The sequence below is a fragment of the Eggerthella timonensis genome (assembly GCF_900184265.1).
GTDB classification, from domain to species: Bacteria; Actinomycetota; Coriobacteriia; order Coriobacteriales; family Eggerthellaceae; genus Eggerthella; species Eggerthella timonensis.
This window is the reverse complement of sequence record NZ_FXXA01000002.1, coordinates 931,888-957,607: the sequence shown is the minus strand read 5'-3', so window position 1 is coordinate 957,607 and position 25,720 is coordinate 931,888. Positions and strand designations below refer to the sequence as shown.

The following is a 25,720-nucleotide window of genomic DNA, read 5'->3' as shown; positions in this document are numbered from 1 at the left end:
TGCGGATTCAACAGTATCGAAATGGTTGAAGCTGCCTACACCCATGATGGGCGTACTTGCATAAACCCTTATAATGATGCCCGCAATGACGATGAGATGTCCGGGAGGGAATTCGCACGTTGATGAAACCCGCACGCGAACAGAGCGCCGCGCGAAGCGCGTCGTTCGGCATAGTTGCAGCAGGATTGGCCTGTCTGTTCGCGGGAATCTGGACGAGCGACGGGGCCGCCTTGATGCTGCTCGACCCGCCAGGCGGCGACCTCGCCATGCGCGTCTCCTCGCTCATCGTGTACATCGCTCTGTTCGTCGGGGTGCGGCGGCGCTTGCACGGTGCGCGCGCCGAGCACTGCGACCTCACGCGCTTCCTGACCATCGCCTCCGGTGCCGCCCTCGTCGCCTACGCGTTCGGCAGCGCGATCATGCTGAGCTCGGGGCCGTTCGACGGCTCCACGCGGGCCGTTGTCGCATCCCTCGCATTCTTCCTGCTCAAGGGCATCGGCGCGCCGTTGAGCGTGGCGCTCGTCTGCCTGAGCGCCACGCTTCCCTACCGCCTCGTCGCACAGGTGTCGGCGCTGGGCATCCTGAGCGCGTTTGTGCTGAAGGAGGCGGCGGAGGCGTTGGCTGCGTTCGCCCAGCTGGGAGACGTGGGCGCGTTCGTCATCGGGAGCGCTCTCATCGCTGCTGCTGCCGGCCTCGTGATGGCGGCGCTGCAACGTCAACGCCCGGTCGTCAGGATCGATGCATCTGCGGAACCCTCGGAGGAGTACGCGACGGTGCTGCTGCCCTTCCGCACGCTCGCCAATCGAAACCTGGTCGTCGGAGTGGTGGTGGCGTCCATGATGCTGGGGTTTTTGCGTTCGAGCTCCTCCATCGGATCGGTCGACTCCCCACCCGCCGTGATGGTGGCGCTCGTGCTCATCATCGCGACCATCGGGCTTTTGCCGGCCATCGGCGTACACGAGCTGTTCCGCGGGGCGCTCGTGTGCACGGCGGCCGGCTTCCTGCTGGGGCCCGCGCTGGATCTGCTCGCAGCCGGCGGAGGAGACGTGCTGGTCAGCATCGGCACGTCGTTGTTCGAAGTGGTGGTGTGGGTGGTGGCCGTCGTCATCGTGCGCTCGTGCACCGAACCGCTGCTTGCCGCGGCGGCGGCGCGGCTCGTCATCGTGGTGGGGCATCTGGTCGGCGCGGCTCTCGGCATGCTGGCCGAAACGTGGGAGCAGGTGGACGCCACCGCGCCCGAAGCGTTCTCCCTCGTCATCGTGTTCGCCTACGTCATCATGCTCGTGTACCTGTTCAACGACCCGGTGGCGAAGCTGCCGTTCACCGCGGGGCGCTTCGCCGCACCGCAGCCCGAAGCCCCCATCGCTTCCGCAGCGTCCTCCACGGAAGCGCCCGCCCCGAGCGATCCCGACCCGTGGGAATCTCGCTGCGCCGTCGTCGCACGCGAGCACAATCTGACGCCGCGCGAAACCGACGTGCTCGCACAGCTTGCACGCGGGCGCGACCTCGCGTTCATGGAGGAGAAGTTCGTCCTGTCGCGCAACACGGTGAAGATGCACATCAAGCACGTGTACGAAAAGCTGGGCGTGCACAGCAAGCAGGAAGTCATCGACCTCGTCGAATCCACCCGCCTGCAATCGTAGCCATCGCCTACAAAGCTTCAACGACAAGGCAAACGTCCGGCTGCACTTCCGTGCGACCAGGCACTCCCGAGCCGTTTTCTTCTAGAGTAGTCCCACTCTATCCGGCAGCGCGCCGCAAACCGCGGTGCGCATTCTTGAAGAAAGGCGGCATCTATGGGAAAGTTTAAGCGCTTTTGCATGATCGTGTTCGTCGTTGCTGCCGTGCTGGGCGTTGGTGTGCTCGCTACGCTCTGGTTCGCATGGGAACCGCTGTTCCCGGCTATCGCGTGGCTTATGAGCATGCCTTGGTTCTTCATCGTGGAGGCTGTGCTGCTCGGCATCACGGCGGTGGGACTGCTGGTCGTGTTGATTCGCGCCATCACCGCTCCGGGCAAGAACTCGCAGCTCGAACTCGAGCGCGACAACGGCAGCATCGCCATCACGCAGAATGCCATCCAGTCCACGGTCAAGCACGTCGTTGAGAGCCATCACGGCCTGTCCACGGACAACGTGAAGGTCCACATCGAGAACAAGCACGATCCGCGCATGAGCATCCACGCGAAGATCGATCCGGGCCGCAACGCCGAGCTGGGACAGCTGGGCGCGAAGCTGCAGGACGAAATCGCCGCGACGCTCGAGGCCTTCACGGGCTACCCGGTGGATTCCGTGCGCATCACGTTCGCCGGCGACGCCGACGTGGTGACCCCCGCGTTCACGCAGCAGGCCACGAAGTACACCGACGATACCCATCGCCCGCACCAGACCAAGCCGGTGCCGGCCCATGTGGTTGAGTAGGTGATGCGCCCATGACCCAGTCTACGATGCGCATCCATACCGCGCCGGCCCCCGTGCAAAAGCCGAAGCAGGCAGCCAAGCCGAAGCCGAAGCAGTCGAGCGCCTCCGCACCCGCACGAGCGAACGCGAATGCAAACGCCTCCGCACCTGCGAACGCGAAGCGCGAGGAACCGCAGGCCCAGCAGCGCACGGCCGACACGCCGTCCGACGTGATCGCGAATGCGGCGGCGGAAACGAAGCGCGACAAGGGCGTGTACGCGAGCATGAAGCGCGCGGTCTCCCCCTACGTCGAGCATCACAGCCATGCGGTGCTGTACGGCATCATCGGCTTCATCGCGGCGGCCCTCATCCTCATCGTCGGGTTCTGGCCCACCGTGCTGCTGGCCGTGTTCGCCGCCATCGGCGTGATCATCGGCAAGTACCGCGACGGCGACAGGAAAACGCGCCAGCAGATGAAAAGCATCCTCGATAGGTTCAACTAGCGAAAAGCCTCGCGTGCCGCGCCCTTCCCGTTCTCGAGATTCGCGCAGCCCGAGGCGTTCGCTCCCCCATTCTTCATGCTACAGAAAGGAACTACCATGACTCAGAGCACCATGACCAAGCCCGCCACCTCCACCTCCACGTACAACCCCTACTCCGACATGGACACGGAGAAGAAGAGCGACACCGCCGCAACCGCCTCCGACGTGTCCGCCGAACCGGTGTACAAGCTGGTCATCGACGAGAACGTCGTCGAGAAGATCTCCTCGCTGGCCGCGCAGAAGATCGACGGCATCATCGACATGAAGGGCAACGTGCTGTCCCGCATCCAGGAGGGCCTCGGCGGCGCCGACAAGACGAAGGGCGTGGACGCCGACATCGTCGACGACACGAACGCTAAGATCAACCTCGACGTCATCATGGAGTACGGCAAGTCCGCTCCCGACATCTTCGACGACATCAAGAAGGTCGTCGGCGGCGACCTCAAGGACATGACCGGCCTCAACGTGGTCGAGATGACCGTGAACGTGGTCGACGTCATGACGCCGGAAGAGTACGCCGAGAAGAACGGCTCCAACACCGACGACGGGCAGCAGGACGGCACCAACTAAGCTGGTCGCCCCCTCTGCGTCGTGCAGCGGAGCCCCGTCCCGTCCGGACTCCGCACCCTGCGCTGCAAGCCCGCCTCGCGTCGACGCGGGGCGGGCTTTTTCGCGGAGGCAGCCCAAGCGCCTAGCGCGATTCCGGCTGCTCCCAAGGATCGAGCGGGCTGGGCACGTCGGCACGGCGCAAGCGCGCGTACACGTCCTGAGCCCCGAAGCTCGCAGCGCTGGCGCCGCCGGCCAAACCCGATTCGAGCGCCTCCACGTCCCCCAGCGCGTCGGCGAGCTTGCGCATGGCCGACTCGGCCTGCCCGCGCGCCGTTCGAGCGGCCTCCACGGCGCGATCGCGTCGCTCGCGCTCGGCGTTCGCCACCGTGTCGGCGTTCTCGCGCGCTCGCGAGACGATGGACGCCGCCTCGTTGCGGGCCTTCTCCAGCACGTCGGCGCGCACTTCCTGCAGCGTGCGCATGAAGTCGTCGGACGACGGCGCAACGGGCGCGCTGCGCTCGCGCGCCTTGAGCTTGGCGGCCAGCCCCTCCGCGCGCGAACGCTCCTCGGCAAGCTCGGCTCGCAACCGTGCGAGCTCGGCATCGGCGTGTGGGCTTGCCTCGGTTCGTCGGGCGGCCGTCTCGGCATCGCGCTTCGCCTGGTCCAGCTGGCGCACGAGGTCGTTGATGCGCTCCTCGTACAGGCCGGCCAGCTCCTCGATCTTGCCGAGCGCATCCATCTCGTCGATGCCCCCGATTTTCTTCTTCTTGAACTCCAAGCTCTCCACGAACGTGCCCACGATGCTCGACACGTCCATCGACGAATCCGTCATAGCTCCTCCACTCTTTCCCTATGGCTTTCCTGCCGCAAGCGTTCCCCGTATGCGCGAAGCGCCGCCACGCCCTGCTTCGTGATCAAATGAGCGTTGGACAGCTCTCCGCCGTCTTCGGCGAAGCGATGGTGCACCTCGATGTAACCGCGCTTCACGAGCAATCGAACGAGGTTGCGAACGCGGTTCTGGGACATGCCCAAATCGTTCGTCATGGTCCGGTACGACACGATGGCGAAACGAGGCTCGGGCGACGATCGCGACACGAGGTACTCAAGCAAGATGAACGCGTTGTGCTCAACGACCGACCGTTTTACCCGAGGCACGTCACCGCCTCCTTTCCGAACGTCGCCGAGCGACGACGATGGCAACCAGGGCGGCCGCCGCAGCGACCGCCGCGATGCCCACCGCGGCCCCCAGCACGTCGCCGGTCTTCACGGTCGCGGAACCGCCCGAACCCAAGTCCGAACCCGGCCCGGCTCCTCCCGGCTGCACGCCTGCGCCCCCGGAGCCACCGGGCTCCGCGTCGTACGCGGGCTTGAATTCCACGTGCACGATATGGTTGCCCTGCACGTCGCGCAGCGTGTACGCGGTCGGCGCGCCCACGCTCGTCCCGTCGACGATCACGTCGGCCACCTTGTAGCCCGTGTCGGGCGCGAAGGCGAAGGCGGCATCGGCCCCTTTGCGCACCGTCACGTCGCCCGCCGGCGAGATGCTGCCGTGCTCTCCGGAGCTCGCGTTCACGGTGAACGTCGCATCGTCGTCGCCCGGATCAGGGTCGACGTCGGGATCCTTCACCTGTTCGAACGCAACCGTCACCACCGCGTCGGCGCTCACGTGCTCCACCGTCCACGCGGACGGGGCTCCCACGCTCTCGCCGTTCACGCGCACATCGGCCACGCGCCAGCCTTCCGCCGGAAGGAACGAGAAGGAAGCCCTGCCGCCCAGCGGCACGAGCGCCGCAGTCGGCGACACCGAGCCCTCGCCCGATACCACGTCGGCACGCACGCTGAACCACGCCTGCGGCGCGGGCGTGCCCTTGCGGAACGACACGGTCACCCGCACGTCCTCCACCATGGCGGACACGAGGTACGCGTCGGCGAAGGGCGTGACCGCCTCGCCGTTCACCAGCACCTCGTCGATTACGTACCCTTCGTCGGGAAGGAACTGCACGAGCGCGCTTTGCCCGTGCTCCACCTCCATCGGCTCGGCCGGATCGACCGCGCCGTGGCCGCCCACGACCTCGGCGGTCAGGGTATGCCGCACCGCAGGATCGGCCTGCACCTCCTCGAACACCACCGACAGCGTGCAGTCGCTGTTCACCGGCCCAAGCGACACGCGGTTGCCCGACACGCTCACGGGCACACCGTTCGAGGCCTTGACCTCGCCGATCCGGTAGCCCGCGTCGGGAAGGAGCACCGCGCGCAGGGTGCCTCCGTCGGCAACCTGCCACGCATGGCCCTCGCCGTCCGGTGCGGGCACCACCGAGCCGCCGCCGCGCACGTCGAGCGCGACCTCGCGGCCCGCGCCCGGGGTTTTCTCGCCCAGCGTGGCGAACGCACCCAGCACGTCGGTGGCGAACGAGAGCCACTCGCGCGCATCGTCAACCGTGCAATCGGGGCGCTGCGTGAGCGCATCGGGACCGAGAAACAGCACGCTCTCGGGGAAGTTCCACGTCTCCCCCACGCGCACCGAAGCGCGCAGGCCGTCCACGTTCGCGTTCGACGAAGCCACGCGCACCGCCTCTTGCCCGGGGAACCGCACCGAGACGTGCACGTCGCCCACGAACGGATCGACGCTCTCGTCGGGCGCTCCGCCCTCGAACACCACCTCGATCACCCATGCGCCCGTCACGCGCGCTGCCCGCCCCCATCTCGAGCGCAAGGCGGGTCGGGTCGAACTCGTCCAGCGGCGTGACGATGATGCGCGCGCTGCGATGCAGATAGCCCGCCACCTTGATGTCCGCGCCAGACGACTCGTCATGGAAGTACAGCGGTTCGGTCACCTGGGGGTACCCGTCGTCCCCCAGCTCTTCGTCCGTATCGTCGGCGCCGTCTCGCCATCCGTACGCGTCCGAGCACACCACGCGAATGCGCGCTTCGACCTTCTGCGGCGCCGCTTTGTCGCTGTCGGTGACCGAGAGGACGTACTCGTATTCATGGCCTTCGACCAGCTCGCCCGCCGTGAACTCGTGGGTGATCGGGGACGAAGCGTCGGGAAGGCTCCCGGCGTCCGAGAACGTCGCGTCGCCCTCGCCGTCCATCGTGCGCGTCCAGGCATAGTAGTACGGCGCGATGCCCCCCGCCACGGTCACCTGCAAGCTTCCCGGCCCGTTCAGCAGCTCGTCGGCCGAACCTGCCAAGTCCGGCGTCTGCCCGAGGATGCGGAACGAGTCCACGTACACCGACACGGTGGTGCTGGCCTCCGCCTCGCCCGTAGACGAGGTCACCGACTCGCCCGGACCCACGGCGGGCTCGGCCAGCGCTCTCGCGGGGGTCAGCAGGCAGGCGAACAGCGCCGCCAGCACGAGGGCCGTGACGCACGCGAAGACCCGTCTCGCCGCGCAGACGCGGTTCTCGGCAGGGCTATCTACGATGCAGCGCATGCATACCAACGCCTTCCATTATCCCGCCACCATGATGGTGACCTCGGCAGCGGCCTCGCCTACGACGGCCTCGGTTTCCGGATCGAGCGCCGTGAACACCGCGGTCGCCGGATACGTTCCCTTGTCCAAGTCCACCTTCAGCGTTCCTTTTGTGATGTGATGGTTCGGCTCGAGGATGCCCGACTCGTACACTTCCTCGCCCGTCTCGTCGAGCTTGACCGTCACGTCCATGAGGTAGTTGTTGTTCGGCACGTTCTCGATGCGCACGTCGCCCTCGCTCGTCCCGTCGGGAAACGACAGCACCTCGGCGATGGATATGTTGAACATGCCCTCCTCCACCACGCGGTTGAGCTCCGCCTGTATCTCCTCGGGCGTCTTGCCCTCAAGCTGCCCCACGTCGGCGTTGGGGTTGTGGTAACGGCCGCCGCCGCTTTCCTCAAAGGGATTGAAGTACCACAGCGCGCCCGCGCCCACAACGGCCACCACGAGAAGCGAGCACACGGCCGCAATGACACGACGGCGCCTACGGGCGCGTTTCTGGGCAAGCTCGCGCTTGCGCTCGAAGACCGAGCTCCCCTGGCGCTGCGCCGGCTCGTTTTTCTTGTCTCGCGTCATTGCAATCGTTTCCTCGCTCATCGTGATATCGGTTCACCTGCGGGGGCGCTGGACGAGGCGCCCCCGCATGCATGCGGATTCGTGCTGTCGGTTACGCCGTTGCGCGACCGATGGTGTACACGAGCGTCGCGGCGGCGGCAGCAGCCGAGGATTCCTCGCCAAGCGCCGTGTCGAGCTTCGTGGTGCCGTTGATGCCCACGGCGAGCGACGTGGGAGCATCAGCGCTCCGCTTCGCGGCGATCTTCCACTTGGTGGCCGCAGAGCCCGTCGAGGTGTCGACGCCAGCGGACGTGATAGCCACGCCGCCCGTGGTCTTGCCGTTGCCGTCAGCGATGCCCGGGAAGAGGTCGATGTGGATGGCACCGGTGTTTCCGCTGGTCACTGCCGTGGTCGTGGTCACCTTGGCATCGGCGTAATCCCAGCCTGCCTGCTCGGTGGCCTTGACCTTCTTCACCTGCACGTCGAAGTAGGAGTCGTTCACGATGGAGTAGTTCGTGGGAACGGCAGCGAACGCGGCGCCGGGGGCACCGGAGGCGGCCACGGTCAGGCCCACCGGCACGGTGACGCTGATCTGGGAGTCGGTACCGAAGATCTTGACGTCGGTCGAGGCGTCCGTATCGGTCGCGAGATCGGTGATATCGGTCGTGTCCGTGTCGACGCCCGTCCCGGTAACGTCGGCCGCAAAGGCCGCCGCCGGGGAGAGCGACATCGCGAGGGCGCAGCCCAGGCCGCAGGCGGCGATGGAGCGCAGTTTCGTGCTTTTCATGGTAGTTCCTTTCGTCGTATGCCAATACGTAGACTTGATGCGAGATACCAGGGGCCGTCGTCTTCGCCCTCAAGCACCCGCTGATGGAAAGCGCTTCGGCAATGCCTTCGTCCGAAGCCTTCGTCCAGAAGCTTCTTTACCCGCTGGCATCACCCCCCTTCCCGATGAGCAGGGTCACTTCCGCCGCCGCCTTGCCTTTCTCGTCGTGCGTTTCTCGGTCGTACGCCGTGAAGGTGGCCACCGCTTCGTGCATGCCGGGCTCGAGCGCCTTTGCCAGGGAGATGTCTTCGATGTAGTTGCCGGGGGCGATGCCCTTCGACACGTACACCGACTCGCCCGAATCGGTCAACGTGATATCGACGGTCATGTCGTAGGGGTTGTTCGGCACGTTCTCGATGTACGCCTTGCCCGTCGCATCCGGCGCGGAGAACTCGATCACACTCGCAATGGATATGTTGAACATGCCCTCCTCCACGATGCGGTTGAGTTCGGCCTGCAGCTCGGCCGGCGTCTTGTTGGGCGCCTGCCCCTCCTGGGCGCTCTCGTCGAAGAAGCCCTCCAGCGGGTTGTCGGCCGCAGAGCCCAAGAGCGCGAACGCGAGCGCCGCCGCAACCGCAAGCGCCACGATGGCGGCGACTGCGAGGACGGCGATACGGCGCTGGCGCTTCTTCTGCGCGCGCATGCGCTCGGCGCGGATGGCTACGGCTCGCTTGGCGTCGCTTCCCGGCGCGCTCGCCGGGCGCTCGGACGCAGGGTTCGCTGCGGCGGGGCCGGGCGTCGCTTTCACCGGCTCGAACTCGCCCGTGAGCGCGCGACGGAACTCCTCCTGGGCCGCGCGGTGCGGGTCTTTGCGATCGGACATGGCTACTCACCTCCTGTCGAAGAAGCTTCGGGGACGATTGCGAACGTGTACGCTATGTTCAGGAACGACGCCGCCTCCAGGGGATCGGCGATCTGCTTCATCGGGATGGACATGGGCGCGGACAGGGCGAAGTCGCACCGCAGCACCGTCGGCGAGCCGTACCCGGGAAAGGCGCTCATCCAGAACGCTTTGGTTTCCGGAAGCGAGGTCTCCTGGGGCAGCAGCGTGCCGACGCCGCCCTCCTCGAGCGTTTTGCCGTCGAAGATGGCCGTCCCGTTCAGCGACATCGTCACCGCGTCGGCATCCTTGTACAGCCCCTCGGGGAACAGGGCGGCCAGATCGGCGCCGGCGCCCACGCTCACCGCCGTCACCCGCACGGGCGCCTCAGTCTTGGACACGATGCTCAGCTGCGGGGCCGGGCGGCCGTCGTCGGGGTCCAGGTCGGGGTTCACCGTCACCGTGCGCACGTCGGGGTTCGCCGTGTCGAAGCCGATCTGCGCCGTGAGCGTCGTGGGCACCGTCACCACGATGGGGATCTGGGTCCACACCGCCTGCAGCTCGAGGGTGCCGCCATCGGCGGGCAGCGCCACGCCCGTCCCGTCGCCCTCGCCCACGTCGAAGCCCGCCGCCGCGAGGTTCGCCTTGAACGTGAGCGCGGTGTCGTAGCGCGCGGTCGCGTCCGTCGCCGCCGAGAAGCGCCACCCGGCGAATTTGTATCCTGTGCACTCGACCTGCGGCATCGTGACTTGGGAGGCGTCCGCCTCGAACGCCACGGGGCCCGCGTCGGCAGGATCGGCGATCACGATGTCGTCCGGCGGATAGGTGCCTGCCGGGTCGTCGGGATCGTCGGTCGGGTTCGCGGTGAACGACAACGTGTAGGAGTTCTCGATCCAGTCGGGCACGAGGGCGATCTGGCTCGCCGCCGCCGGAACGGCGGGGCCCGAACCCGAGGCGGCCGTGTCGAAGCCCGCCGCGGCCAGGTTGTCGATGAGCGTCTTGCCGAAGTCGTACGTTGCCGACGACCCTTCGGCGCGGTCGGCCAGATGCCACGTTCCGGCGAACGTGTAGCCGGGGCGCGCCGGAGCGGTGGGGGCGGTCGCCTTCGCGTCGGACTTCACTGCAACGGCGGCCTCGCCCTCTCCGGCGGCGCCGTCGGCGTCGGCGTCGAACAGCACGGTATATTCGTTCGATGCCCACGACGCGTACAGCACCACGCCGGAGCCGTCGTCGGGCACGTCGGGGGCGGACGCGTCGCCGGCATCCGTCATGTCGAATCCCGCAGCTTCGAAGTTCGCCTCCATCGTGAGGGCGAAGTCGTACGCCGCGTCGGCCAGCACGGGGGCCTCGTCGGTGCCGCCGACGCGCAGGCGCCAATCTCCGAACGCGTAGCCGGGACGTTCGGGGTTCGTGCCGGTCGGCTGGGCTACCGTCCCGTTGAACAGCACGGTTCCTTCCGGGCCGGTCGGCGTGGGCTTCCCTCCGCGGGCGTCGAACGTCACCGCGTACCCGCACGGCTTCCACACCGGGGCCAGCATCAGCGTGTCGGCGCTCGCCGAAGGCTCGAAGGACGCGGCCGTGCAGTTGTCCTCGAGCGAGAACAAGAAGTTGTAGACGGCGTTGCCGGTGGCTCCGGCTATCGCCCAGTTTTCGAACAGGTAGCCCGGGCGCGCGGGGTCGGTCGGCTTCTTGAGCGGGGTGTCGGCGACGCCGGCGTTGAACACGACGCCGGACACGCTGGTCTCGCCCTCGTCGGCCGTGCCGTCGCCGTCGAGGTCGAGCACCACGCTGTACGTCTTCGGCGCGAACGTGGGCACCAAGCGCACGGTGGCGCCAGTCGTCTTGGGAGGCACGGCGCTCGCGCCCTCGAAGTTCGTCTGCATCGTCGCATCGAGCGCGAACGAGGCGTCGAGCGGCGCGCCCTCGGCGTTCACCAGATGCCACGCCTCGAAGGAGTAGCCCGCCTTCTGCGGCACCGCGACGGCGCTCGGGTTCTCGAACGAGCCGGTATAGGAAACGTCCTCGATCCGGGTATCGCCCTTGGTCGCGTCGTAGGCGCCGTCGCCGTCGGCATCGAAGAAGAACGCGTACGCGTTCTCGGAGAACACCGGCACGAGCACCACGCGCACGGCGTCTTCGGCCGGCGAGAGCGAGGCCGCAGCGAAGTTCTCCGACAGCGTTGCCGTCGGGTCGAACGCCGTCGCATCCTCCGCGCCGGCGAGCTTCCAGTGCTCGAACGTCCAGCCCGCGCGCTCGGCGGCCGGAACCGCGTCGGCGTCGGGCACCGCCGCGTCGAACGACACGTCGGCCTTGGCAGATTCGCCATCGCCGGCCGAGCCGTCGCCGTCGGCGTCGAACAGCACCGTGTAGTCCTTCGCGGTCCACGCCGCGGCGAGGCCCACCTTGAGCCCCTGGCTCGTGCCGGGAGCCGTCAAGCCGGCCGCGTGCAGGTTGTCGGCAAGCGACGCGTCGAAGTCGAACGACACCGCGGCAAGCTCGGGGGCATCGTCGGTTCCTCCGGTCACCAGCCTCCAGCCGTCGAAGGAATACCCCGCGCGCTGCACCGTGGCCGGCGCGGTCGCCTTGCCCGTGAACTTCACGCTCGCCTGGCCGATGGAGGCGGGCGCGCCGCCTGCCGGGTCGAACGACAGCGTATAGGTCTGCTCGCTCCAGCGGGCCTTGATGGAGATCGGAGCCGTGGGGTCGTCGGGCACGAGGGAGGCCGCAGCAAGGTTCTCTCCCAGCGTCTTGGCGAACTGGTAGCCGTCCTCGACGAGCGTCCCGTCGCTTTTCACGAGGTGCCAGCCGTCGAACAGGTAGCCCTCCCGCGTGGGCTCGGGGCTGGGAGCGGCCTTGCCGGCCGTGACCCAGGCATCGAAGGCAACCGAACCGGGCGCGGCGGGGTCGTCGTCGGTGCTGCCCGTGCCCGCATCGAACGACACCGGGTAGGCGAGCGCCGTCCACTGGGCCGCGAGCGTGGCGGCCTCGCCGTTCTGCGGCGGCGTGGCCCCTGCAGCGGAGAAGTTCTCCGCCAGCGTCTTGCCGAAGTCGAACAGCTCCGTGTTGTCGACCGCACGGCCGGACAGCGCCCATCCGGCAAACGTGTAGCCCGCCTTCGTCGGCGCGGTCACCGCAGCGGCTTTGCCGTCGTAGGAGACCGTCTGGGTCGCAGGCGCCTCGGAGCCCCCGTCCGTGTCGAACGCCAGCTGGTAGGAGTCGGCCGTCCACTTGGCGAAGAGCGTCAGGTCGGCCTTCAGGGCCGTCGAGAAGTCGAACGCATCCACGTCGAGCGTGGCGCCGCCGTCGGAGCTTGCGAACCAACCCGCGAACTGATAGTGCTCGCGCGTAGGCGCCGGCGTCGGCGCCGTAGCCGCGTTGCCGGGGACGACGGTCTGGGTGGCGAACACGGCAGCGTCGCCTTCCGAGCCGTCGTTGCGCAGGAAGGTCGCGTACACCTCCTTGGAGGCCGTCACCTCGACCTGCGCGGGCATCGACGCGAACGACGAGCTGGTGGCCGGCAGGCGCACTTCGTACGAACCGGCCGCCAAGCCCGTGGCCGACCCGCCGCTCGAGGGAATCCAGACGGTTTCGCCCGCTTTGCGATACTCGATGGACGTAGCCCCCGCGACGGTGATCGAGCCGTTCGAAGCCTTCGACGAATCGGCAGGCGCCGCCTTCGCGTCCGCCGGCGCCGCAGGGCGTGCGGGAATGTCCACGTCGGTCCAGCCCGACGCGGGGATGTCCAGAAGGGCGAGGTCGGTGGAAGCGGTTTGCCTCAGCGAGAACACGGTGGCGTTTTCGCCGAGGTAGTCGGTGATCGCGCCGCCGCGCTCGACGGCGTCGCCGGCGCCCGACGATCCGCTCGTCGCCTCGTGGCCCGAGGGGAAGGACACCGTTTCCTTCACGTAGTCGATGATGAGCTTCGAGGCCGCAGGGGCGGACTTCGCCGTGTAGAACTTGGCCGAAGCCTCGTCAGAGACCAGCTTGTAGTGGTTGTCGTCGGCAGCCATGCGTACGAGCACGGTATAGCAGGTTGCAGGATCGAGCCCGGTGAACAGCGTGGAAGCGCTGCGATCGTCGCCCTCGCCGGTCGTTGCAGCCACCCGATCGGTCCACGTGATGCCGCCGTCGATGGAGAATTCCATCGTCGGATCGGCCAGCCCGTAACCCGTCGGAACCTTCGCGGACACGGTCAGCGACGTGTCGGTGGCCGTCGCGGTTATGTCGCGCGGAGGATCTTGCTTGGCTTGGCGCACCTGCACGTATGCGGGCACGGCCGCGGTGTACACGGTCGAGCCGGTGGACGAGCGGTACGTCACCGTCACGGTGTCGTCGTACACGCCGGGGGCCAGCCCCGCCACCGGCGAGACCTCGCGCGTTTCGTCCGTCGCCCCGGCCGCGACCGAGCCCGATGTCGTTCCCGACACCGCGAAGCTCGACGAATCGGCCTTGCCCAAAGCGACGCTCATGATCTCGGCCGTTGCCGTGCCGGTGTTCTTGATGGTGATGGGGCGTGTAGGCGAGGGGCTGTAGCCCCAGTCCAGCTGGTCGAACGACCGCACGAGCGTCTTGATGGACAGGGCGGAATCGGTGGTGGAGGCCGTCACCGAAAACGAGGCGGGAGCATCGTCGGTCGCCGCCAGGCGGACCTCGTAGGTGCCGTCCTTCGTCACGTCCACGTAGCGCGTCGTGCCGTCGGGAGCGGTTTTGAGATCGCCCGCTTCGATGGGCGTCCAGGTGCCGCCGCTGCCCCACTCGCGATATTCCATACCGGCAGTCACGTTCTCGAGGCGCAGGGAATCTCCGTCCTTCGAGCCCTTGACCTCCGCATCGCCTTCGGCCGTCGGGCCCTCGGCGCGTGCGGGGACGGACACGTTTTTCGTCTCCGACGCGAACGCGCTGTCCTGCACCGCCGCTGTGCGAACCTGGAACTCGAACGGGTCCTTCTCGCTCCAGCCGATAAGGGTGAGCCCGATACGCGTGTTGGCCTCGTAACGCATCCATGAAGCGGTTCCCGCGCGTCGGAACTGGATGTCTTTGCCGCCCACCACGAACTCGTCTGCTTGGTAGTCGATCCAAAAGCCTGCGTTGTCGCTCGCGCCGACTGTGCCTTGCACGGGCGCTTCGGGACGCGCTGGGACGGCAAGCGTCTTCTCAAGGGTCACGGCTGGATCGTAGGAGGGAGCGGTTCGGTACCAGAACGTGGCACCGGTAGACTCCACCCCGGATTCCGCCTCGAGGCGAACCATGTCGTCGAGCGCGTCGGTCAAGGGCACGCTCGCGCCGCCCGTGCCGTTCAGCCAGGCGTCGGCCGTGCCGTAGCGCCAGGTTTCTCCGTTGTTCGCATCCTGCGCGCGGTACTGCAACGTCTTGGGCATGGTGGCGCCCTTGGGGATGACCTCGTTGACGTAGTCGATGGCCAGCTTCTCGGAGGGGGCCGGATACGAGCGCACGCCGGGAGCCGGAACGGCGCCCGAGGAGCGCGTGACGATCTGGTAGGTTTTGTCCGCGGCCGTCGGGAACGACTGCGAACCGCCCACGGCGACCGCCTGCCAGCCCCCGCCCGCCGCGACCTTCGTCTCTGCGTCGTAGACCATGTACTCCTGGGCCGCGCCTGCTTTGTTCGTGACCGTGATGGTTTCGCCGTCCTCGCTGCGCGCGACGTCGGCGGGCTTCACGTCCTTGAACGAGGCGGGCGGCGTTTTGATGATGGTGCCCGAAGCGGAGGCGGGACCGTATTCCACCTCGTCGTAGCCCTTCGGGCGGCCGACCACCACGTAGGGCGTGTTGGGATTGAGGCCCTTGAAGTCAAGGCGGCCCGTATCGGACGACGCCCATGTCTTCACGACATTGACCGGCTCGGCCGGGCCGTCGCCCGCCGCGTTCGCGGCGACGACGCCGTACTCGACGTCGTCGCGCGCGGGGTCGACGATGAGCGTGGACGTGCCGTCGTCCTCGCTCAGCGCCGTGACCTGGATGTTGCCGATGGACGAAGCGTCCCCGCCCGACACCGGCTTCACCGAGAAGTCGTCGTAGCAGTTCTCGTCGAGCACGGAGGAGGGCGTGAGGTTCTGTCCCATCACCCCGCCGATGGCGTTCGTCGGCACCTCGACGATGCGGTACGTCTTGCCCGGCGTGAGGTTCGTGAAGCTGATGGCGCCCGCGCCGGGCACGAACCACCCCTGGCCGCCCGCCGCGACGATGGCCGCGTCCTCGGAGAGCACGGTGTCGCCCTTCTTGGCCGAAAAGTTCGAGACCTGCGTGATCGAGGAGCCGCGCACTTCGAGCAAACCGTAGGCGTACCCGTCCTTCGACGCGGCCGAAAGGATGCCGTTGCCCTGGGAATCGACATCGGAGGACGCCGAGATGGGAGAACCCTGGGCGAAGGAGATGTTATCAAGCCAGTTCGCATTACCTTCAAGCGTCGAAGCATAGGAGGTAAACGCAAAAACAGTCAAAGGCTGGCTTTCAGGAACCGTATAGGATCCGGAATAGCGTTTTGTCGATTCTTTACCATCGGCCATAAGTCGAACGAAATAGAGCTCACCCTGAGGATCATAGGCACCCGTGGTCGTATTGATGCGAATCGAATAATCCTTGTCAGCCGCGAGGGAATCGCCATTGTATTCTTTCAACGCATTGACGATAGAGGCGAAATAATCATCCTTATTAACGCCGTACGGATAGTCTTCCGAGAACCTCCCATATGAGGTTTGCATTCCGCTGAAGGAAAAACTGGGTGGTCCAATGACAAGCGCCATCGTATCCGCTCCCCTTTTTCCCGCATGGTCTAGGGACCACGTGTAGACGCTTCCAGGAACGGCGCTAACATGCTGGTAAAGTGACGAGTCGTAGTCCGCTGAAAGCTCAGCACGGCTCCCGTTAATCTCGACGATCTTTTGACTGGTGGTTTCCCAATGCTCATTGGCATACTGAGTTGTCTGCCATCCGGGCACGTCAACCCAGTACGTGACATGCCCAGCATTCGTGCCCTTTTCATCGAAACTGCCATTTAGCAGAGAAGCCCCCACGGAATCACTTTCCACGATCTTCACAGCGGATGTGGAGCTGGTAGTCTTCTCGCCTGTTTTAACGTCCGTCACCTCGACATAGTAGTAATAGGTGCCTGCTCCGAACGTCTTCGCCGATTCGTCCACGAGGTTCGCCGATGTCGCTCCCGAGATGGCGCTACCGCCGGAGTTCGAGTCGGAGGTGTTGCGGTACCACTGATAGCTCAGCAGGTTCTTCGCGGAGGAGAACGCCTGGGAGTACAGGTACACCGGGTTGCCCTTGGCGAACGTGCCGCCTACCGGCGCATGCGTGATGGAGATCGTCCCGTTCGCCGCCGCCGCGGCGGCAACCGCCTGCTCGATGGCGGGCGAAGGGACCAGGCTGAGGGCCAGCGTTCCCGCCAGCAGCAAACGCGCGACAAGACGTCCAAAAATGTAGAAGCGCCTTGCGGCGCTCGTCTTGTGCAGCTCATCGGCTGCGGCGTGTGCACCGCCTCCGCTTAGGATGACAGCGTCGGCCCCTTTCAAAATATCCCCTCGTCTCTCACTTCAGCATCGGTTCTTCAACGTACCGGTTATAGGCAATATTGCCTATAACACCATGCGAGCAGTATGCCCGATACTGGTTATCAATGCAAGTGCGAGATTGGATTTTTTGGCTAACCCCTGGCGAAAGGCACCATTGATCTCTTACGAACCGCTGTGGCGCACGATGAAACGCGAAGGAGCGACTACGTACACGCTCCAGAACAAGGGCGGCATCAGCAGCTCGACCATCAGGCGCATCAAGGCCGGCGATTCCATCTCCACCAACTCGATCGATGCCCTATGCGCCATCCTCAAGTGCAAAGTGGAAGAAGTTATCGAGTACCAGCCTGATTAGGGCCATCGCACCCCTGATCGCCGAGCGAGCTTGCTCCCCTTTCGTCACTTCATTCTCATACAACCCGCTTCCTCAACGAGCGCCTGCGCCTCCATCCGGACTCGAACCGCTGAATACTGCAGGATATCGAGCATCCCAGCGACGAACGACAACCCTCCATCCCTATCGGCCCTTACCGCGACATGGAGGCAATCGAGCGCCTGCGTGATCGCGTCGCACCCCATGGCCACCGTCACCATCCGCTCCACCATGTCGTCGGACAGATCGCAATCCTCCCCACCTTGGCACGTCCCTTCGCAGTCTCCCATCGAGCGAACCCCCTTCGTGCGGCACGCCGAGAGCGTGCAGCCCGTCATGCCGCGTATCCTAGCCCCAGATTGATTGCATCGCTACCAAAAGAATGACCTCCCCCTGGCGTAAAGCAAGCACCCATAAAATAGCGTCAACACTTTCACGGCATTGCCTATGCTTGCACTATGGTTTCGAAGAATATGGCAGGAGCAGGGAGACGCATTCGCCGGCACAGGCTCTTCACCGGCATGAGCTCGCGATCCTGAGCTTTGATGCTCGACCTTCACTACAACCAGCCCTAATAGATCGAATGAGAAAATTCGAACCCGCTTTCGCAACGATGTGCAAGATCGTTCGTAGGCTCGATGTGGATATATGCGATTTGCTGCCAAACGAAAAGGAATAGAAACCCGAGTGCGGAAAGCGCAACAACTGACCCTGCAATGGTTTCGCGTGAAACTCTAAACGAGGAGAGTCCTAGACGGGCAGCCGGACGCGACCGTTGATGACGCCCTATGTGATGCAAAATCGGGTTTTTGGCAATCCTGACCCGCTTGTAGATGGAATTTCGCGGCGATGAAATTCGGTGATCTGGGGGTTCTTCTTGAAGACCCTTCGAAAGAGGATGCCAGACTGCCAAAAACCCGATTTTGCATCACATAGGAGCCGGATTCGGTGCAAGAGCCGGGGCGCGGGGCAACGCGCATGCATCCGGCGGTCGAGGAGCCCGTCCTGTTTACTAGACGAGCGAAAAAGGGGCTCGGTCGTCCCGAGGGGATGGGTATGGCGAACCGGAACCTGCATGCGTCCCGAACCGTCGAAGCGAGTCCGCTCCTCAGGAAGCACCACTTCCTGAGGCTCGCTTCGCAGCAACGTGCCCTACCCCGCCTTGCGCACGTCTTCCGTGATCTGAGCGAAGTCGCCCTTTGCAGTGCAGTAGCGGTCGAGATCGCACGTGTTCACGCTCTCGACGCCATCGAGGCGCGTGACGGCGCCCAGGCCGAAGCCCACCTGCGGCACGCCTTCGGCGGACAGCTGCGCGAAGCGATCCTCCTTTCCCGTGCGCGCAAAGCGCAGCGGGAGGTACTCGACGAACCCGTGCTCGACCAAGGCGTTGCGCATCTCGCCCAACTGGCGCGCCAGCTCCTCGGATTCCGCCTTCAGCTCGGGGGCCACCCGCGCCAATGCAACGTGCGTCGCATGCGAGCGCGCAGCCGCAAGCGCCGTGCGCCGCACGGTGAGCGCGCCGTCCTCCCCGTCGCGCGCCCTATGACCGAACGCCAGCACGAACCCCAGCGTGTCGTTCGCATAGGAGTGCAGGAAATGGTCGCAGATGATGGGCAGGTCGTTCAGATTATCCACCCGATTGAGGCGCGCGAAGTCGACGGGGTTGAGCGACAGCATCTCGAAGTCGAAGCGTGTCACGCCGGCACGCCGGAAGAACGGCATGGTGGCGCCGCTCACGTTCGCGATAGACGAGCGCATGGTGACGGGCGCGTCTTCGGCTACGTCGCAGGCCTGCCGCACGGCGCGCACGATGCGCGCGACATCCGCGCCCGCGTTTGATGCCACGCCGCCGCCCAACCGCACGGCGCGCACGCGACAATCGTCGAACTGCCCCGCGTTCGCCTCTATCTCGGCCACAAGCGCATCCGCGTAACGCGCCATACGCTGGCTATCCCATCCAAGGATCATGCCGTCGCGTCTGAGCGCGTCGTCCTTCACGCAAAACGGAACGGACACCTGCACGATCGCATCGCGTTTCTCTGTCATGGTGGGTTGCTCCTTTTCTTCGCTTCTCGTGCGAAGCGGCGACCGCCCGAGAGCGACCGCCGCGCGCCATGGGCCGACTGGCATCAGGGAGGGAGGGGTGCGCCAGCCGGCCCGAATCAGCTGATGCGGCGGCTACGCCTTCACGTCTTCGATCACGCTTTCCGCAGCGCAATAGCCCGAGGTGAGCGCCGAGGCGCAGCTGTTGCCGGCCGTGGGCGTGGCGTACTGGATGCCGTAACGCTGGCCGCACGTGTTGCCCGCAGCGTACAGGCCCACGATGGGCTCCTTCGCACCGGTGAGCACCTGGTAGCGCCCGTCAGTGCAGATGGCCGCGTGCTGGCACAGGCCGCCGGAGGGGTTGCCGCCCGTCGTGCCGAACGAGGCGAAGAACGGCGCGTCCTTGATGGGGAACAGGTTCTGCGGGTCGCAGCCCCAATCGTCGTCGTGCCCCTTCTCGCACAGCTCGTTGTAACGGGCCACCTCGGCGAGGAAGTTATCCTTGGCCTCTCCGGTGTAGCCGACGATCTCGGCCAGCTCCTCGAGCGTGTCTGCCGCGTATACCGTGGAGTACTCTTTGCCGAAACGGGCGAAAGCACGCACGTCGAAACCGTCCTTGCCGGTTTTGTAGTTCGCCATGTTCTCGCGCACTTCTTCTACCATGTAGTCCGAGCTGCGGTCCATCGTCTCGTGACCGTACCCCTGGTGGGACAGGTATTCCTCCCAGTTGGCATCCGTCACGTTCACCAACAGCTGACCCGCGGGAAGCATGTCGAGGTAGCCGTTGGAGCCGTGCTTCACCATGGTCTCGTTCATGAAACGCTTGCCATCGTTGCCGAAGCACGGCCACGCACCGCCGAACGCGAAGCCCGGCACGCCGTTGATGCCCGCGGCTTGACCGGCGCGGGGACCGCCTTCCATCGTGCCGCCGGCCCACATGCACATGCGGATTCCGGAGCCGTCGCGGCCCATGCCGCCGATGGCGGTAGCGTCGGTACGGTCGCTGCCGAACGACCAAGCCAGGTTGCGCATCTGGTCGGACAGGTCGAGACGCATGTCGGGGTTGCCGCCGAAATCGCCGGCCGCCACGATGGTCGCCTTCGCGTTGATCTGGTGGTACGCGCCATCGACGTCCTGGAAGATGGCACCAGTCACCGCATCGCCGTCCTGCACGAGCACCACGCCCTGGTAGCCCCACTTGATAGTGCCGCCGGCATCCTCGAATGCCGCATGGACCGAGCGAATGACGAACGGCCACATGTTGATGTTCGACTCCTCATCGCGCCACTGGGTCATCGCAGGCCACGACTTCTGACCGCAGCACTCGCCGCTGAAGTTTTCGTTGCCCTTGTAGTTCGAGGTTTTGGCGTACTTGTCCACGTACTCGGTGGGAATGTGCCCCACCATCCAGTCGAGCATCTCGCCCGAACGCGTGGCGTAGTCGCGCACGATCTTCTGGTGCGCATGGCCGCGCGATAGGCGCATGTACTCGTTGAACACCTCGGTCGTATCGATCTCGGGCGTGCCCTTGTCCAAGAACAGTTTCGAGTTGTAACAGGCCATGTCGCAGGCATATTCGTCGTACTCGTCGTACGTCTGCATCTCGGCGAGGAAGACGTTCGCACCCTCCTCCTGGCAGCGCAGCGCTGCCACGGTGCCCGCGTTGCCCGCGCCGATGACCAGCACGTCGCACTCCTCGGTGTCGGCGACGTCGCTGACCTCGGGAGCGTCGCCCAACCACGCCGGCTTGTTCAGCATGAAGTCGGCTGGCTTAATGCCCAGCTGCTCGCAACCGCCGCCAGCGGACAGCACGCCGTCGCCCTTGAGGGCAATGTATTCTTCGGGCGTGGTCGGCGCTTTCGCGCTGGCGTTCTGACCGCGGTTGAACGTCGACAGCTCCTGCATCACGTCGTACGTGCCGGCTTCACCGGCATCGGCCGCCGCTGCCGAGGCGGTGGATGCCGACTGCTGCGGCGAGCATCCGCCCAGCGCGCCCAGCGCGGCGACGCTCATCGTGCCGGCGGCCGCCCCCTTCAAGAAATCGCGACGCGACCAGCTGTGCTTCGAGGTGGTTCCCATGTTCCCGCTCCCTTCAATCAAATATCCGTGTTCCCGTTTCGTCACCGCGAGGTTTGTTGTGCGGCACCGAACGTTCGGCTACACTAACGGAGCAGGCTTGGGTTCCGCCATCACTGAAAGCGATGATTTCAAAGCTCGCCCGAGGTGCCGCACGGAACCGCACTATCGCTGTATTTGGTGATTTGCGCTGTCTACGAGGGAAAACGCCAAGGCGTTGCAGGGGGGACATGGGAAGCGCACAACAACACGTTTCAGGGCGGGCGCGATCATCGTCCGTCTCGTTCAGGCCTGCGTTGCTGGGCGCCGGCCTGCTGTTCTCCGTGTTTCTCAACACGATCCGGTTCTTTCCCGCACTGGAAACGGACGTCGCCTTCTCGCTGCATCCCTTTGCGGTGTACACCGGCTGGGGTCTGCTCGGTTGCGGCGTCGTTCTGGCAGCGCTCGCTTTCCTCGCGAAACGCGCCGACCGTCCCGCGCCCGACCTCACCCGCACCGCGCCGGTGCTGATGGGAGCCTGCCTCACCGCGATCGGCTTGCAGTTCGTGCTGCCGCTGTACGCACAGCTGCCGTTGCCGTTCATCGAGCCTGCCGTGTTCGGCGTGGCGTTCGGGGTAGGACTCACCATGCTCACCGCAGCTTGGGGATCGGTGTTCGCACGGCTCGAGCCCGAGAACCTGCTGTTCAACAGCGCGCTCGGCATTATGCTCGCAGCCATCGTCCATTTCGCCGCCGAGCCGATTTCGCCCTCGTCGGTCGGATTGGCGATGATCGCCTGCTCGCTGGCAGCCTCCGTCGCGCTGCTGTTCGTTGCGCGCACTCTCGAGGAGCCTGCCGCATCGCAGACCGTCGATACCGAGATCACTGGAAGCGAAGACCATCGCGCACGACTGCGCAAGGCGCTCGCTATCTTGTGGATGCCTCTCGTGGGAGCATGCATCACCTGCTTCATCTTCGGGCTCACCTGGGATCCTGTCATCTCCAGCGAGCAGACCCGCCTGCCCGACCCGCTGGGCGCATGGAAATCGCTCATCGGCCCATCGCTGTTGGCGGTTGTTGTCGCGCTCATCGTGCTGCGGAAAGCGGATTCGTCGCCGCTGCGCCTGCTCAATCAAGCCGTGTACCCGATCGCCGTAGCCCTGCTGCTAGCGCTGCCGGTGATCAGCACCGACAGCGACATCACCGCGGGCATCATCGACGTGCTCACCCAGGCCAGCTTCGCCGTGATCGCGCTGGCCATATGGTGCAGCATGGCAAGCGCCGCCCGAAGCGTGCCTCTCGCCGCCGCGTTCGTATTCCCCGCCTGCCTCGTGCTGCTGGCGTTCGCGTTCGTAGCCGGCCTGTGCGGCATCGCCTTCATCGGCACCGACGGGCGCGCCATCTGCCTCGTCATGCTCACCGTGTACCTGGCACTCATCGCCATCTCGTTCGCGCAGGGGTCACGGCAGCGCGAAGGCCGCCGCACCGAGCCGCGTGGAGCGGACGACTCGCGCACGTACATCCACCGCCGTTGCGACACGCTTGCCGCCGAGCGCGGATTATCGCCGCGCGAACGTGAGGTTCTGTACTACCTGGGGCGCGGCTACAACCATGGCTACGTCGCCGAGAAGCTCTACATTTCCGAGAACACGGTACGCACCCATGTGCGGCACATTTACGGGAAACTGGGCATCGGCTCCCGAGAGGAGTTGCTTGCGCTCATCGACGCCGAAGACCCGGAAACGGCGGGAGCGTCGCGATGAACATCCTCGATTACCTCGGTAACGAGTTCGCCTCGTTCGAGGAAAAACCGTTCAACCCGATCGATTCGGCGACGCTTTCACAGTTCTGCATGGTTCGTGCCGAGGGCATCGTACCGCCGCTGCGCGAGCGGAAGGCGTTCAGGACGTTCGGAACCGTCGTGAAGAACCTGCTGTCCCCTTCGGGACGCCCCGCCCGCTTCACCGACGCGCTGCGAGCCGAGCGGTACGAGCACATGTTCTCAGGCCTCATTCCCGGTCGCGTGAAAGAGAACATGCTCGCCCTCGCAGCCAGTCCTCGATTCCGTAGCATGGTCATCCGCGACTACCTCAGCCTGTTCGACGTCGAGCGGCAGACGCAGTTCGCCGCCATGACGTTCGTGTACAAAAAGGAGTTCGCCTACGTGGGATTCCGCGGCACCGACACGTCCATCACCGGCTGGCGCGAGAACTTCAACATGGCCTACACCGCGCCCGTCCCCGCGCAAGAGCAAGCCGCACGATACCTTGAAGCCGTCGCCCCGCACCTGCCGCGACGCTTGTTCGTGGGCGGCCATTCGAAGGGCGCCAACCTCGCGCTGTACGCCGCGCTGCACGCGCCCGCCCCTGTGCAGGAGCGCATCGAGCGCGTCTACACGCACGACGGCCCCGGCTTCAAGGCGGGCGCGTTCTCACTTGACGACTGGCAGAAGCTGGACGGACGCATCCATCGCACCGTGCCGCAAGATTCCATCATCGGGATGCTCATGGAGTCGCACACGCAGCCGCGCGTCGTGCACAGCACCGAGCGAGGCCTCATGCAGCACAGCCCGTTCTCCTGGGAGATCAACGGCGACGACTTCGCCTACCTCGACGACCTTACCGACAACGCGAAGTTCACCGACGCCTTGCTCACCGAGTGGCTGGCGCGTTATTCCGACGATGAGGCCGCGGCAATCGTCGATGCGCTGTTCAAAGCGATTGAGGCATCGGGGGCTCAAAACGCCACCGAAATCTTCTTCGGCGGAGCCAAAACGGTGACCCTGCTCAGCGAGGCCGCGAAGAACATCGACGGCGCGGCGCGCGACACGCTCGTCGGCGCCCTCGGCTCGCTCGCCGAGCTGGCCACCCATCACGTTACCCAGGGTATCTTCGGCATGTTCGCGCCCAAGCCGAAGGAGCGCTCCTAAGCCGCAGGCACCTCGTCCACGAGGCTCGATCCGCCTCGTCCGGACACCGGCGCCCAAAGGCGCTTCGCGGCAGCCATGCCCACCACGAGCAGCGCCGCGCCTGCCACGCTCGCCCCGATGCCGAGCAGCAGCCCCGGATCGTACGATCCGAAGCGATCGAACAGGAATCCGTACACCGATATGCCGAGCGACCCGACGAGCGACGTTCCGATGCTCACGTACGAGAACAGCGCACCGTAATCCTTCGACCCGAATGCGCTGCGCACGAGCAGCGGGACGGTCACCGTCACCATCGAGGTGAGCACGCCGAACAACGCTGCACCGGCCATGACGAGCGCAACGTTTCCGTTCGAAACCAGGAACAGGGCGAACGCCGCCGCCCCCACGCCGAATCCGCACAAAGTGGCGTTCCGCGGACCCACCGCATCGGTGAGCCAGCCCAACACGAGCTTTCCCACGATGTTGCTGATCATGGCGATCGAGGGAAGGAATGCGGCGACGGCAGCGAGGCCTACCGTGCCCGCGTACGTGGGCATCAGCTGCAAGAACGCGCTTTCGAGCGCAACGAAACCCGCCACCAGGAACACGCACACGAACGCCAGCGAGCGCACGGCACGCTTCGCCGAAACCCCCGCTGCAGCCTCGGACTCTCCATCATTCGCGTCGGCTGTCGCCGTCTCCTCGTCGCCCACCCCGTACGCATCGCGCGGATCGGCGGGCTTGTACTTCATCACCAGCAACGAGAACGGCAGCACCAGCGCCGCAGCGATTACGGCGAGCACGGCGTATGTGGGCCTCCAGCCCAACGATTGGATGAGCGCGCCACCCAGCGGGTTCATCACCGCCCCGCCGATGCCCGAGCAGGCCATGGCGATGCCCATCGCCAGGCCTGCCTTTTTCTTGAACCAGTTGCCGATCATGATAGGCGCCGGAAGCAGAAACGCGAACGCCGAGGCCGTTCCCAGCACCGCTCCGGCCACATACCACTGCCATTCCGCATGGAACTGGCCCATCGCCGCGAACGCGAGAGCGGCCACCACCATGCCGACGCTCACGAGCACGCGCATGCTTACCTTCGACAGCAACTTGCCCGCCACAGGGAGCGCTGCCGTCATGCATAAACCCTGAATCGTGAAGTACAGCATGAAGCTCCCTTGCGAGAACTGCAAATCGCCGAGCACAGCGGGAACCATGATGCCCGCCGCGTTGTTGATGGTGCCCATGCCGCCCGCTTGCAGAAAGCAGCAAGCGATGAGGATGAGCCATGCCGGATGCAGTCGGCGCGAACGCCGTTCACCGCTCGTTTCGTTCGTCATGTGCTGTCGCATGCGCATACTCCCTTCTCCGCCCCCGGTCGCCAGACCGTCGGGCGTTGTCGGTTAAAAGATGCGCCATTCAATCACGTTACGGCACGGATCGCCCGCCCCTTGCTGCGGGCGTAGCGTTTCGCTCGGCAAACAAACAGGGTCGGAACCTCGTTTGCTCGCGAACGGTCGATTATCAAGGTGCGAAAGGTTTTGCCGATGCGGGGACTTCCAGCACCGTGCTGCAGCGATCATCGGCGCCGAGACGACGTGCAGGCGACGCATGGCCTTCGCCGCTCACCGCCGCTATCCACCGC

Annotated in this window: 18 protein-coding genes; 7 read left to right on the top strand and 11 right to left on the bottom strand. The window is 65.6% G+C overall.

The features are described from left to right. Positions 1-122: 122 nt before the first annotated feature. From C1A15_RS03970 to C1A15_RS03955, 4 genes are all read left to right on the top strand, one after another. On the top strand, positions 123-1,643 hold the full coding sequence (locus C1A15_RS03970) for a helix-turn-helix transcriptional regulator (protein WP_101721363.1): 1,521 nt from the start codon (positions 123-125) through the stop codon (positions 1,641-1,643). A 153-nt stretch (positions 1,644-1,796) separates the two neighbouring features. After that, on the top strand, positions 1,797-2,417 hold the full coding sequence (amaP, locus tag C1A15_RS03965; protein ID WP_021410463.1) for an alkaline shock response membrane anchor protein AmaP: 621 nt from the start codon (positions 1,797-1,799) through the stop codon (positions 2,415-2,417). An 11-nt stretch (positions 2,418-2,428) separates the two neighbouring features. Next, complete coding sequence (locus C1A15_RS03960) at positions 2,429-2,899, top strand: DUF2273 domain-containing protein (RefSeq protein ID WP_101721362.1); 471 nt, start codon at positions 2,429-2,431, stop codon at positions 2,897-2,899. A gap of 96 nt (positions 2,900-2,995) precedes the next feature. Continuing rightward, positions 2,996-3,508 (top strand): Asp23/Gls24 family envelope stress response protein, encoded by a 513-nt coding sequence (locus C1A15_RS03955; protein WP_101721361.1) that lies wholly within the window; start codon positions 2,996-2,998, stop codon positions 3,506-3,508. A 121-nt stretch (positions 3,509-3,629) separates the two neighbouring features. Here the strand turns inward: C1A15_RS03955 and C1A15_RS03950 are convergent, their stop codons facing one another. The 7 genes from C1A15_RS03950 to C1A15_RS03915 form a co-directional block, all read right to left on the bottom strand. Next, positions 3,630-4,319, bottom strand: coding sequence for a hypothetical protein (locus tag C1A15_RS03950; RefSeq protein WP_101721360.1), 690 nt, complete (start codon positions 4,317-4,319; stop codon positions 3,630-3,632). Next, complete coding sequence (locus tag C1A15_RS03945) at positions 4,316-4,642, bottom strand: helix-turn-helix domain-containing protein (protein ID WP_101721359.1); 327 nt, start codon at positions 4,640-4,642, stop codon at positions 4,316-4,318. Before C1A15_RS03945 ends, C1A15_RS03950 begins: the two co-directional genes overlap by 4 nt. Before the next feature lies 1 nt (position 4,643). Then, a complete protein-coding gene (locus C1A15_RS03940; RefSeq protein ID WP_101721358.1) occupies positions 4,644-6,170 on the bottom strand; it encodes a hypothetical protein in 1,527 nt (508 codons plus the stop codon). 769 nt (positions 6,171-6,939) lie between these two features. Further along, positions 6,940-7,536 carry a hypothetical protein gene (locus C1A15_RS03930; protein WP_101721356.1) on the bottom strand — a complete coding sequence of 199 codons (597 nt, stop codon included), beginning with the start codon at positions 7,534-7,536 and terminating at the stop codon, positions 6,940-6,942. A 91-nt stretch (positions 7,537-7,627) separates the two neighbouring features. Next, on the bottom strand, positions 7,628-8,302 hold the full coding sequence (locus C1A15_RS03925; protein ID WP_101721355.1) for a hypothetical protein: 675 nt from the start codon (positions 8,300-8,302) through the stop codon (positions 7,628-7,630). Positions 8,303-8,438: 136 nt separating this feature from the next. Continuing rightward, positions 8,439-9,164 carry a hypothetical protein gene (locus tag C1A15_RS03920; protein WP_101721354.1) on the bottom strand — a complete coding sequence of 242 codons (726 nt, stop codon included), beginning with the start codon at positions 9,162-9,164 and terminating at the stop codon, positions 8,439-8,441. A gap of 2 nt (positions 9,165-9,166) precedes the next feature. Continuing rightward, positions 9,167-16,699 carry an InlB B-repeat-containing protein gene (locus C1A15_RS03915; RefSeq protein WP_146001802.1) on the bottom strand — a complete coding sequence of 2,511 codons (7,533 nt, stop codon included), beginning with the start codon at positions 16,697-16,699 and terminating at the stop codon, positions 9,167-9,169. Positions 16,700-16,883: 184 nt separating this feature from the next. On the opposite strand from C1A15_RS03915, the gene C1A15_RS03910 reads away from it, so the two are divergent. Further along, a complete protein-coding gene (locus C1A15_RS03910; RefSeq protein ID WP_219618176.1) occupies positions 16,884-17,054 on the top strand; it encodes a helix-turn-helix domain-containing protein in 171 nt (56 codons plus the stop codon). Positions 17,055-17,098: 44 nt separating this feature from the next. Here C1A15_RS03910 and C1A15_RS03905 read toward each other — a convergent pair whose 3' ends face one another. The 3 genes from C1A15_RS03905 to C1A15_RS03895 all read right to left on the bottom strand — a co-directional run bounded on the left by C1A15_RS03905 (position 17,099) and on the right by C1A15_RS03895 (position 21,194). Further along, positions 17,099-17,410, bottom strand: a complete 312-nt coding sequence (locus tag C1A15_RS03905; protein ID WP_180952985.1) for a hypothetical protein — start codon at positions 17,408-17,410, stop codon at positions 17,099-17,101. Between the two features lie 814 nt (positions 17,411-18,224). After that, a complete protein-coding gene (locus C1A15_RS03900) occupies positions 18,225-19,118 on the bottom strand; it encodes a coproporphyrinogen III oxidase (protein ID WP_101721350.1) in 894 nt (297 codons plus the stop codon). Positions 19,119-19,250: 132 nt separating this feature from the next. Then, on the bottom strand, positions 19,251-21,194 hold the full coding sequence (locus C1A15_RS03895; protein WP_101721349.1) for an FAD-binding protein: 1,944 nt from the start codon (positions 21,192-21,194) through the stop codon (positions 19,251-19,253). A gap of 227 nt (positions 21,195-21,421) precedes the next feature. On the opposite strand from C1A15_RS03895, the gene C1A15_RS03890 reads away from it, so the two are divergent. Next, positions 21,422-22,933: a helix-turn-helix transcriptional regulator gene (locus C1A15_RS03890; RefSeq protein WP_101721348.1), complete on the top strand. Its 1,512-nt coding sequence runs from the start codon at positions 21,422-21,424 to the stop codon at positions 22,931-22,933. Further along, the gene (locus C1A15_RS03885) at positions 22,930-24,099 is read left to right on the top strand and encodes an Mbeg1-like protein (protein WP_101721347.1); all 1,170 of its coding nucleotides are present in this window, start codon (positions 22,930-22,932) and stop codon (positions 24,097-24,099) included. Before C1A15_RS03890 ends, C1A15_RS03885 begins: the two co-directional genes overlap by 4 nt. Here the strand turns inward: C1A15_RS03885 and C1A15_RS03880 are convergent. Then, entirely contained in the window at positions 24,096-25,427 is a 1,332-nt protein-coding gene (locus C1A15_RS03880; protein WP_245864903.1) for an MFS transporter, read from the bottom strand. The two genes, C1A15_RS03885 and C1A15_RS03880, sit on opposite strands and share 4 nt — an antisense overlap. Between the last annotated feature and the right edge of the window lie 293 nt (positions 25,428-25,720).